Source organism: Azospirillum sp. TSH20 (assembly GCF_003115935.1).
Lineage (GTDB): Bacteria > Pseudomonadota > Alphaproteobacteria > Azospirillales > Azospirillaceae > Azospirillum.
This window is the reverse complement of sequence record NZ_LGQU01000083.1, coordinates 39,874-49,804: the sequence shown is the minus strand read 5'-3', so window position 1 is coordinate 49,804 and position 9,931 is coordinate 39,874. Positions and strand designations below refer to the sequence as shown.

Below are 9,931 nucleotides of genomic sequence, written 5' to 3'. Positions count from 1 at the left end.
AGCGGACCTACGGTCCGCCTGCCGCGTCAGCACAAAGCATAGCTTTGTGCGAGAGCTGGGCGGGGGAGGGACTGCCGCCGCTCTCCCGAACAAGCACTGGTCCCCTCCCCCGCCCAGCGGGGGAGGGTTAGGGTGGGGGCAAGTGCAGCACCCGCCCTTAACAACTCAAGCCGCCACCAGCAGCCCTTCGATCTCCTTCGCCGCACCGGCCAGCGCCTTCGCCTTGGCTTCCGGACCCATGCCGATGCCCTCGGCGCGGATGAAGGTCACGTCGGTGATGCCGAAGAAGCCGAGCACCGTGCGCAGATAGGCCTCCTGGTGGTCCAGGCCGGCCAGCGCCGGGTTGGTCGAATAGACGCCGCCGCGGCCCGACGCCACGATCACGCGCTTGCCGCCGGCCAGCCCCTCGGGCCCCTTCTCGGTGTAGCGGAAGGTGCGGCCGGCCTGGGCAAGGCGGTCGATCCAGGCCTTCAACTGGGTCGGGATCGAGAAATTGTACATCGGCGCGCCGATCACGACGACGTCGGCGGCCAAGAACTCATCGACCAGGGCGTCGGTCAGGGCCAGTTCTTCACGCTGGCGCTCGCTGAGGCCTTCCAGATTGCGGAACTTCACGACCTGCATCAGTTCGCCGTTCAGGTGGTCCGGCGGGTTGGCGGCGACGTCGCGGGTGACGACGGTGGCCGACGGTTCGGCCTTCACCAGAGCGTCGACAATGGAGGCGGTCAGCTGGCGGGTGACGGAGGCGGCGCCGAGCGGGCTGGAGTCGACATGCAGGATCGTGGTCATGGCGGAAGGAGCCTCTTGGTTGTTGCGGCCGTCAGGTCCGGCCGGTTTCTGACACCCAAGATGCCCCTTTGTTTTCCAGCGGTTAAGCCGGGCTGTGCGCGAAAGATCGTCTCTGGAGAAGCAACAATCGGCGGCCAAGCGACCATCGGCCCGGCGGAATCAGCGCGTCACCAGAAGCCCGCTGCGGAAGACCGCCATCTGACCCGGCTGCATCACCGTCCACGCCTCGTCCCTGGTCAGCGGGCGGGTGGCGATGACGGTGACGATGTCGTTGGGCGTGGTCTCCTTGGAGAAATCGACGCTCATGTCGGCATCGACCAGGGTGGCGGCGCCGAACGGCGCCTTGCGGGTCAGCCAGGCGAGGTTGGTGGCGCAATGGCACCACAGATAGCGCCCGTCGCTGAGCAGCATGTTGAAGACGCCCAGCGTGCCCAGATCGGCGGCCAGATGGCGGATCAGCTTCATCAGGCCGGAGGTGGTCTTCGGCGGCTCCGGATACTGCATGCGGATCTGGTCGAGCAGCCAGCAGAAGGCATGTTCGCTGTCGGTGCTGCCGACCGGCTCGTAGAAGGTCAGGATTCGGTCCTTGATGCCCTTCAATTGGCCATTATGGGCGAAGGTCCACACCCGGCCCCACAGCTCGCGGGTGAAGGGGTGGGTGTTCTCCAGCGACACCCGGCCGCGGTTGGCGCGGCGGATGTGCGAGATCACGGTGCAGGACTTGATCGAATATTGGCTGACCAGCCGGGCGATCTCCGACTCCGAACTGGGGGCCGGGTCGTGGAAGGTGCGGCAGCCCTTCCCCTCGTAAAAGGCGATGCCCCAACCGTCGCGGTGCGGGCCGGTCTGTCCGCCGCGGCGCATCAGGCCGGCGAAGCTGAAACAGATGTCCGTGGGCACGTTGGCGCTCATGCCCAGGAGTTCGCACATGATGTCCTCGTCTGCCGCTGGCCGTCGCCCTTGGGAGCGACAAGCTACGACAGGTGGTGCGCAAGGTCACGCGCTGACATTGTGGAGCACCACGCGCACGCGCAGCCGGGCTTTCCGAACAAAATCACGTCGGCCATCGTCATGTCTCCCGGAACAGCGGCGCGCGCGCCAGCAGCGCGTCGGTCTGCTGACAAATCTCGTCGTAGACCTTGCGGTCCAGTTTGCGCAGCCAGCGCGGCGGGATCGACTCGACGCCATAGGTAGCGCCGGCCAGCATGCCGGCGATGGCGCCGGTGGTGTCGGCGTCGCCGCCCTGGTTCACCGTCTCCACCACGCAGGATTCGACCGAATCGGTCTGGAAGTAATAGTGGAAGACGGTCTGCACCGTATCGACGATGAAGGCGGTGGACAGGCCGCGATAGGGTTCGAACTTGAACTGGCGGTGTTTGGCGATCAGGGCGTTCGCCTCCTCCCGCGCAGCGACGATGCCGCCGCCCAGCACCAGACGCCGCACCATCCGGCCCAGCGCGATCACCGCGGAATCGGACAGCTGGTTGCAGTGGGTGATGTGCGACTGCTCCACCGACCAGCGTTCGAACGCCGCGTCGTCGCCCAGCGTCGCCAGCGCCACCGGCAGGTTGCGCATCGCAGCGCCGTTGCCGGCGTGGTATTCCGACTCCGGCTCCTCCAGCGTGCCATGCATGATGAAGCGGCGGATGCCGCGCCGTGTCGTGTCGCCGACATCGACCGGCACCGATTTCAGCCAGATCACGAACTCCTCGGCGGCGCGGCGGGCCTCCCACTCCGGCCCCGAGAGGATGGCGCGACCGAGATGCAGCGACATTTCGGTGTCGTCAGTCACCTGCCCCGCCGACAGCTTCAGCCAGCCGCCGCCCTTGATGTGCTTGTGGACGCCATATTGGTGAGCAATCTCCCCCTTGGTCAGGAATTCCACCGTCGCTCCCAGCGCGTCGCCACAAGCGAGGCCGAGATAGGCGCCAAGCGCCCTGGATCTGATCCCAGGCGTCAGAATCGTCGGATCGGTCATGCCATCGGGCAAAGCGCCCGCCCTTTCCTGGTGCGCCCGGCAAACGGCCCACAAGCCGACGCCCGGCGTGAGGTTGTCAAAGAAGCGACACACCCACCCGGTAATCCCCGCCGATGACCAGATATTCTCCTTCGCCCTGGAACGGGTAGCGCGGCAGGATGTCGCGGAAGAAGACCACCTTGGGCAGCGGCACCCAGGCATCGAGGATGTAGTCGCCGAATTGGCCGGCGATGTCGCGGTTGATGGAAAAGGAACACAGGTTGTTCAGCCGCAGCACCGCCGTACGCTTGTCCGGCCGGGCGACGATGTGGTGTTCCTCGAAATCGTTGACGCCGCGGTACAGCCGGATGTGCGAGGCCCAGTTGGGCATCGGCGCGTCCGGCCAGCCGCGGCGGATCGTCCATTGGCAGAACTCGTACAGAAGGTCGAGCTGCAGATGGATGTTGTTGTTGTGGAAGCGGGTCGATTGTTTCTGCTCGCCATAGGCCGCCCAGGCGTCGGAGGCGAAGCGGTGGATCGGTTCGCCATGGAAGGTCGGCAGCAGACCGAAACGGCTCTCCACCCACCCCTTCAGCACCGCCCCTTCCGCGCGGTTGCTGTCGAACATCCAGCCTTTCAGCAGGCGCAGGTAGCTGGCGCGGAACCGGCGCTTGCCGTCCGGCCCTTCCGTTCCGGAGAAGTCGGGATTCACCCCGAACACCTCGGCCATATGGCGCTGGAAGATATCCGACGCGGTCAGTGCGTCGGGGCATTCGTCCAGCGCCTCGAACAAGGCCGCGTGTTCGCTGCGGGTGGCGCCGATGCGCAGGCGCCGCGGCTCGTCATTGTAGGCTTCGCTGCACAGCAGGGCGGCCGGGACGTTGACGAGGTTGGTGCGGTGAGCACGCAGCGCCAGCGGAGAATCGGGCGGCGAGTCGGCCTCCGGCGTCCGTCCACTCGCATCGCGCATCAGCCCCCCATCCGTCACGCCAAGCCGCTCCGTCCAAATATCATTATTTCTTATATGGATATTGCATAAGCCGGCGCGTGCCAAGCCTTCACCGCTGCAACCGGCGGGGGGCGTGTCGCCGCATGTCGCAATATTGTCCATTTGAAGCCGAACCTTCCGTCCCCATACTCAATACAGCGACGCTTACGATCCGGCGGCACCCGCATGGCCTTCTGGCCGACCAAGTATGACGACAGCCGGCGCCGGCGCACTCCGCCCGTGCCCACGCAGGCGCTTGTCCGGCCCTCGCCTCCCGCCGAACCCGCGACCCCCACGCCCGGCGCTCCCGACAGCCGCCCGCCGCGGGGCATGGCGGAGGCGCGCACCACCCTGCGGCTCGCCCAGCTCCTGCGCGGCTCGATCACGCCCCTGCGCGGCGATGCCGTGCTGGAGCTGCTGGAGCCGCACCGGCCGCGGCTGGTGCCCAAGCCGATCAACCCACTGCCGGGACTGGTCGGGCAGCCGCCCGGCCGCCTGATGGAAGCGCTGCTGCGGCCGATCGGGCAGATCATCACCGACGTGCTGCTGCCGGGGGTCCGCGACCATCTGATCGACCGGCTGGTGACCGGCCGCACCGACCATGAGGAAAGCCTTCCGGGCGCCGTCGATCTCGCCGAGGCGATGCGGACGCTGGTCAGCCGGATGCGCGGCGGCGGCAAGGGCCATCTCCAGGCGGTGATCGCCGCCATCGAAGCCGATGCCCGCGCCACCGCCGACAGGCTGACCAAGGACAGCCGCCCCATCGATGTCGGCGGCATCGACCAGCTTGCCCGCGCTCTGCTGCGCTTCGAAGTGCGGCGGATGGCGCTGGAGGCGCTGGGCGGCGGCAGCGCGTTGCAGGACGTCGTTTATCAGTCGCGGCGGCTCGCCCGCTATTCGCTCCGCCGGGCGACGGAGGCTATCGAGGGCTTCGTCGCCGACCGCGGGCTGAAGACGCTGCACGCCAGCCTCGCCACGCTGGCCCAGGCCGACGGGCTGATCGTCATCGCGCTGCGCAACCTGGACGACCAGGAGGAGACGAAGGAGGAATCCGGCCCCTTCGTCGAGCCGGCAGACCGCAAGGCGATGAACGACTGGCTGTCGGCGGCATGGCGGCTTTCCGACACATTGTTCGATCTGATCGGCAAGGCTGCGGCCGGCGGCGAGTTGGACGACCTGCTGTTCGCTGCCCTGCTGCGGCAACTGCGCAGCCTGCACCATTTCTGCGCCGACCTCAGCCATGCCGGCCGCCCCGCCGCCGTGGACACGCTGAAGCAGCGGCTGGTCGACCGCTGCGACGCGCTGGCCCGCCTGACCGGCGAACGTCTGGTCGAGGCGCTGCTGGCCAAGCCCGCCGATCCGGCGCTCGCCCGCCGCCTGATGGCGCGCGGCCGGCTGCTGGCGCAACTGCTCTACGACATGGACCGCGACGAGGCGGTGGAGGAGCTGGCGCTACGCATCGTCGTCGCGGCGGAGGCGCTGGGCGAGGAGCGGTAAGGTTCTCCTGTAGGTGCTCCCTCCCCACAAACCCTCCGCCGCCATAAAGACCAGACAAAATGTCGGGCTTTGTCGTGTGTGTCGGGACCCCGACAAAGGGGCCAAAAGCACTTCCGTTCGAAATAATATCGTTATTTCAATAACTTAACATCATTCTCCGCTCTGGCACGGGTCGTGCAATCCATGAAATCCGAAGCGGCCACGAACCGGCCGCACCGGATCGAAGCACAGTCCCCACGACCCAAGCACAGGAGCGACCCACATGGCCAAAGCGCCTCTGCGTCAGATCGCCTTTTACGGCAAGGGCGGTATCGGTAAGTCCACCACCTCTCAGAACACGCTGGCCGCGCTGGTCGAGCTGAATCAGAAGATCCTGATCGTCGGCTGCGATCCGAAGGCCGACTCGACCCGCCTGATCCTGCACGCCAAGGCCCAGGACACCGTGCTGCACCTCGCCGCCGAGGCCGGCTCGGTGGAGGACCTGGAACTCGAAGACGTCGTCAAGATCGGCTACAAGGGCATCAAGTGCGTCGAGTCCGGCGGTCCGGAGCCGGGCGTCGGCTGCGCCGGCCGCGGCGTCATCACCTCGATCAACTTCCTGGAAGAGAACGGCGCCTATGACGACGTGGACTATGTGTCCTACGACGTGCTGGGCGACGTGGTCTGCGGCGGCTTCGCCATGCCGATCCGCGAGAACAAGGCCCAGGAAATCTACATCGTCATGTCGGGCGAGATGATGGCGCTCTACGCCGCCAACAACATCGCCAAGGGCATCCTGAAATACGCCCACAGCGGCGGCGTGCGCCTGGGCGGCCTGATCTGCAACGAGCGTCAGACCGACAAGGAGATCGATCTGGCCGAGGCCCTGGCCAAGCGCCTGGGCTCCAAGCTGATCCACTTCGTGCCGCGCGACAACATCGTGCAGCATGCCGAGCTGCGCCGCATGACCGTCATCGAGTACGCGCCGGAGAGCAAGCAGGCGGAAGAGTACCGCCAACTCGCCAGCAAGGTGCACAACAACTCCGGCCAGGGTTGCATCCCGACCCCGATCACGATGGAAGAGCTGGAAGAGATGCTGATGGACTTCGGCATCATGAAGACCGAGGAGCAGCAGCTCGCCGAGCTGGCTGCCAAGGAAGCGGCGAAGGCCGGCGCCTGATCCCGGGCGTAGCGACGGTTGCCTACCGGCCCCCCTGCCCCATCCGCGCAGGGGGGACCGCCTGAACACTGGCCCTTTTCCCCAGCCCCGCACGACGTCGACCCAACGACCGCCCACCGGTTCCGGCCGGGCGACGTCGGCGTGGGAGGGAGGGGCTCGGTCACGCGCTGCAGTGGCGCGGAATATTCAAGCAGGAGGCCGGCTATGAGCCTGTCCGAGAACACCCAGACCACCACCGCGGTCGACGTCAAGACCCTCGTCAACGAAGTCCTCGAAGCCTATCCCGAAAAGTCCCGCAAGCGCCGCGCCAAGCACCTGAACGTGCTGGAGGCCGAGGCCAAGGACTGCGGCGTCAAGTCGAACGTCAAGTCCATCCCCGGCGTCATGACGATCCGCGGCTGCGCCTATGCCGGCTCGAAGGGCGTGGTGTGGGGTCCGATCAAGGACATGATCCACATCTCCCACGGGCCCGTGGGCTGCGGCTATTACTCCTGGTCCGGCCGCCGCAACTACTACATCGGCGACACCGGTGTGGACAGCTGGGGCACGATGCACTTCACCTCCGACTTCCAGGAGAAGGACATCGTCTTTGGCGGCGACAAGAAGCTGCACAAGGTCATCGAGGAAATCAACGAGCTGTTCCCGCTGGTGAACGGCATCTCGATCCAGTCGGAATGCCCGATCGGCCTGATCGGCGACGACATCGAGGCGGTCGCCCGCGCCAAGTCGGCGGAAATCGGCAAGCCGGTCATCCCCGTGCGCTGCGAAGGCTTCCGCGGCGTGTCCCAGTCGCTGGGCCACCACATCGCCAACGACGCCATCCGCGACTGGGTGTTCGAGAAGACGGAACCCAAGGCCGACTTCGTCTCCACCCCCTATGACGTCACCATCATCGGCGACTACAACATCGGCGGCGACGCCTGGTCGTCCCGCATCCTGCTGGAGGAGATCGGCCTGCGCGTGATCGCCCAATGGTCGGGCGACGGCACCATGGCGGAGCTGGAGAACACGCCGAAGGCCAAGGTCAACCTGATCCACTGCTACCGCTCGATGAACTACATCGCGCGCCACATGGAGGAGAAGTACAATATTCCTTGGATGGAATACAACTTCTTCGGCCCGAGCCAGATCGCCGAGTCCCTGCGCAAGATCGCCGCTCTCTTCGACGACAAGATCAAGGAGAACGCCGAGAAGGTCATCGCCCGCTACCAGCCGATGGTCGATGCGGTCATCGCCAAGTACAAGCCGCGGCTGGACGGCAAGAAGGTCATGATCTACGTCGGCGGCCTGCGTCCCCGCCACGTCGTCGATGCCTACCATGACCTGGGCATGGAGATCATCGGCACCGGTTACGAGTTCGCCCACAACGACGACTATCAGCGCACGCCGCACTATGTGAAGGAAGGCACGCTGATCTACGACGACGTCACCGCGTTCGAACTGGAGAAGTTCGTCGAGGCGATGCGTCCCGACCTCGTCGCGTCGGGCATCAAGGAAAAGTACGTGTTCCAGAAGATGGGCCTGCCGTTCCGCCAGATGCACAGCTGGGATTATTCCGGCCCGTACCACGGCTATGACGGCTTCGCGATCTTCGCCCGCGACATGGACCTGGCCATCAACAACCCCGTCTGGGGCGTGATGAAGGCCCCGTTCTGACCATCGGCCTCTGGAACAGGAGAATTTGAGAATGACCGACAAGCTTTCGCAGAGCGCCGACAAGGTCCTCGACCACTACACCCTCTTCCGGCAGCCCGAATATGCGGCGATGTTCGAGAAGAAGAAGACCGAGTTCGAGTACGGCCATTCGGACGAGGAAGTCGCCCGCGTGTCCGAATGGACCAAGTCCGAGGAATACAAGGCGAAGAACTTCGCCCGTGAAGCAGTCGTCATCAACCCGACCAAGGCCTGCCAGCCGATCGGCGCGATGTTCGCCGCCCAGGGCTTCGAAGGCACCCTGCCCTTCGTCCATGGCTCCCAGGGCTGCGTCGCCTATTACCGTACCCACCTGACCCGCCACTTCAAGGAGCCGAACAGCGCGGTCTCCTCATCGATGACGGAGGACGCGGCGGTGTTCGGCGGGCTGAACAACATGATCGACGGCCTTGCGAACGCCTACGCGCTCTACAAGCCGAAGATGATCGCGGTGATGACCACCTGCATGGCCGAGGTCATCGGCGACGACCTTCAGGGCTTCATCGCCAACGCGAAGAACAAGGAAAGCGTCCCGGCGGACTTCCCGGTGCCGTTCGCCCACACCCCGGCCTTCGTCGGCAGCCACATCGTCGGCTACGACAACATGATCAAGGGGATCCTGTCCAACTTCTGGGGCACGTCGGAGAATTTCGACACGCCCAAGACCGAGCAGATCAACCTGATCCCGGGCTTCGACGGCTTCGCCGTCGGCAACAACCGCGAACTGAAGCGCATCGCCGGCGAGTTCGGCCTGAAGCTGCAGATCCTGTCCGACGTGTCCGACAATTTCGACACGCCGATGGATGGCGAGTACCGCATGTATGACGGCGGCACCACCATCGAGGAGACCAAGGAGGCCCTGCACGCCAAGGCCACCATCTCCATGCAGGAGTACAACACGACCCAGACCCTGCAGCTCTGCAAGGAGAAGGGCCAGGAGGTCGCCAAGTTCAACTACCCGATGGGCGTCACCGCCACCGACGAACTGCTTCTGAAGCTGGCGGAACTGTCGGGCAAGCCGGTGCCGGCCAGCCTGAAGCTGGAGCGCGGCCGTCTGGTCGACGCCATCGCCGACAGCCACACCCACCTGCACGGCAAGCGCTTCGCCGTCTACGGCGACCCGGACTTCTGCCTGGGCATGACCAAGTTCCTGCTGGAGCTGGGTGCGGAGCCGGTGCACATCCTGTCGACCTCCGGCTCCAAGAAGTGGGAGAAGCAGGTCCAGAAGGTGCTGGACGGCTCGCCCTTCGGCAAGTCGGGTACGGCCTATGGCGGCAAGGATCTGTGGCACCTGCGCTCGCTGATCTTCACCGACAAGGTCGACTACATCATCGGCAACAGCTACGGCAAGTATCTGGAGCGCGACACCAAGGTTCCGCTGATCCGCCTGACCTACCCGATCTTCGACCGCCACCACCACCACCGCTACCCGACCTGGGGCTACCAGGGCGCGCTGAACGTGCTGGTGCGGATCCTGGACCGGATCTTCGAGGACATCGACGCCAACACCAACATCGTCGGCCAGACCGACTACTCGTTCGACCTGATCCGCTGATCGGCGGCAACCCAGGCTTCACTTCATAAGCATCAGTTCAGCCCAACCGTCGCGCCGGGGCCTCCATCCCCCCGGCCCGGCGGCAACCTCCCCAGCCCGGAGAGCGTCGGCGATGGCGCCCTCCGGGTTTCTTTGCATTGAAGGCAGGCCAACGGCCGGAGTTGGCGGGAAACCAAAATGCCGGGCAAAATTCGACATTTCGTTTCTCCCAAACATACATTTTGTTGCTTACTTTGACGTCGCAAATTTACTCGCGAGAAACCGAAAACGACAACATTCACGCACTTCTTAAAC

General features: G+C 65.2%; 8 protein-coding genes. 4 read left to right on the top strand and 4 right to left on the bottom strand.

The genetic code is table 11. The features are described 5' to 3' along the window. Nucleotides 1-165: 165 nt before the first annotated feature. The 4 genes from TSH20_RS22530 to TSH20_RS22515 all read right to left on the bottom strand — a co-directional run bounded on the left by TSH20_RS22530 (nucleotide 166) and on the right by TSH20_RS22515 (nucleotide 3,716). Complete coding sequence (locus tag TSH20_RS22530; protein ID WP_109156003.1) at nucleotides 166-789, bottom strand: FMN-dependent NADH-azoreductase; 624 nt, start codon at nucleotides 787-789, stop codon at nucleotides 166-168. A 159-nt stretch (nucleotides 790-948) separates the two neighbouring features. After that, nucleotides 949-1,719, bottom strand: a complete 771-nt coding sequence (locus tag TSH20_RS22525) for a class II glutamine amidotransferase (protein WP_109156004.1) — start codon at nucleotides 1,717-1,719, stop codon at nucleotides 949-951. 139 nt (nucleotides 1,720-1,858) lie between these two features. Further along, on the bottom strand, nucleotides 1,859-2,767 hold the full coding sequence (draG, locus tag TSH20_RS22520; RefSeq protein ID WP_109156005.1) for an ADP-ribosyl-[dinitrogen reductase] hydrolase: 909 nt from the start codon (nucleotides 2,765-2,767) through the stop codon (nucleotides 1,859-1,861). Nucleotides 2,768-2,843: 76 nt separating this feature from the next. After that, on the bottom strand, nucleotides 2,844-3,716 hold the full coding sequence (locus tag TSH20_RS22515; protein WP_247871216.1) for an NAD(+)--dinitrogen-reductase ADP-D-ribosyltransferase: 873 nt from the start codon (nucleotides 3,714-3,716) through the stop codon (nucleotides 2,844-2,846). 204 nt (nucleotides 3,717-3,920) lie between these two features. On the opposite strand from TSH20_RS22515, the gene TSH20_RS22510 reads away from it, so the two are divergent. The 4 genes from TSH20_RS22510 (at nucleotide 3,921) to nifK (ending at nucleotide 9,637) form a co-directional block, all read left to right on the top strand. Beyond that, nucleotides 3,921-5,231, top strand: a complete 1,311-nt coding sequence (locus TSH20_RS22510) for a hypothetical protein (protein ID WP_109156007.1) — start codon at nucleotides 3,921-3,923, stop codon at nucleotides 5,229-5,231. 262 nt (nucleotides 5,232-5,493) lie between these two features. Next, nucleotides 5,494-6,390 (top strand): nitrogenase iron protein, encoded by an 897-nt coding sequence (gene nifH / locus TSH20_RS22505; protein WP_109156008.1) that lies wholly within the window; start codon nucleotides 5,494-5,496, stop codon nucleotides 6,388-6,390. Between the two features lie 204 nt (nucleotides 6,391-6,594). Continuing rightward, nucleotides 6,595-8,046 carry a nitrogenase molybdenum-iron protein alpha chain gene (nifD, locus tag TSH20_RS22500; protein ID WP_109156009.1) on the top strand — a complete coding sequence of 484 codons (1,452 nt, stop codon included), beginning with the start codon at nucleotides 6,595-6,597 and terminating at the stop codon, nucleotides 8,044-8,046. A 31-nt stretch (nucleotides 8,047-8,077) separates the two neighbouring features. Beyond that, nucleotides 8,078-9,637 (top strand): nitrogenase molybdenum-iron protein subunit beta, encoded by a 1,560-nt coding sequence (nifK, locus tag TSH20_RS22495; protein WP_109156010.1) that lies wholly within the window; start codon nucleotides 8,078-8,080, stop codon nucleotides 9,635-9,637. The last annotated feature ends 294 nt before the right edge of the window (nucleotides 9,638-9,931 follow it).

Bases quoted from the DNA above. Each gene is read 5' to 3' on its own strand.
- TSH20_RS22525 (WP_109156004.1), bottom strand. From the start codon at position 1,719: ATGTGCGAACTCCTGGGCATGAGCGCCAACGTGCCCACGGACATCTGT.
- nifH (WP_109156008.1), top strand. From the start codon at position 5,494: ATGGCCAAAGCGCCTCTGCGTCAGATCGCCTTTTACGGCAAGGGCGGT.
- TSH20_RS22515 (WP_247871216.1), bottom strand. From the start codon at position 3,716: ATGCGCGATGCGAGTGGACGGACGCCGGAGGCCGACTCGCCGCCCGAT.
- nifK (WP_109156010.1), top strand. From the start codon at position 8,078: ATGACCGACAAGCTTTCGCAGAGCGCCGACAAGGTCCTCGACCACTAC.
- draG (WP_109156005.1), bottom strand. From the start codon at position 2,767: ATGACCGATCCGACGATTCTGACGCCTGGGATCAGATCCAGGGCGCTT.
- TSH20_RS22530 (WP_109156003.1), bottom strand. From the start codon at position 789: ATGACCACGATCCTGCATGTCGACTCCAGCCCGCTCGGCGCCGCCTCC.
- nifD (WP_109156009.1), top strand. From the start codon at position 6,595: ATGAGCCTGTCCGAGAACACCCAGACCACCACCGCGGTCGACGTCAAG.
- TSH20_RS22510 (WP_109156007.1), top strand. From the start codon at position 3,921: ATGGCCTTCTGGCCGACCAAGTATGACGACAGCCGGCGCCGGCGCACT.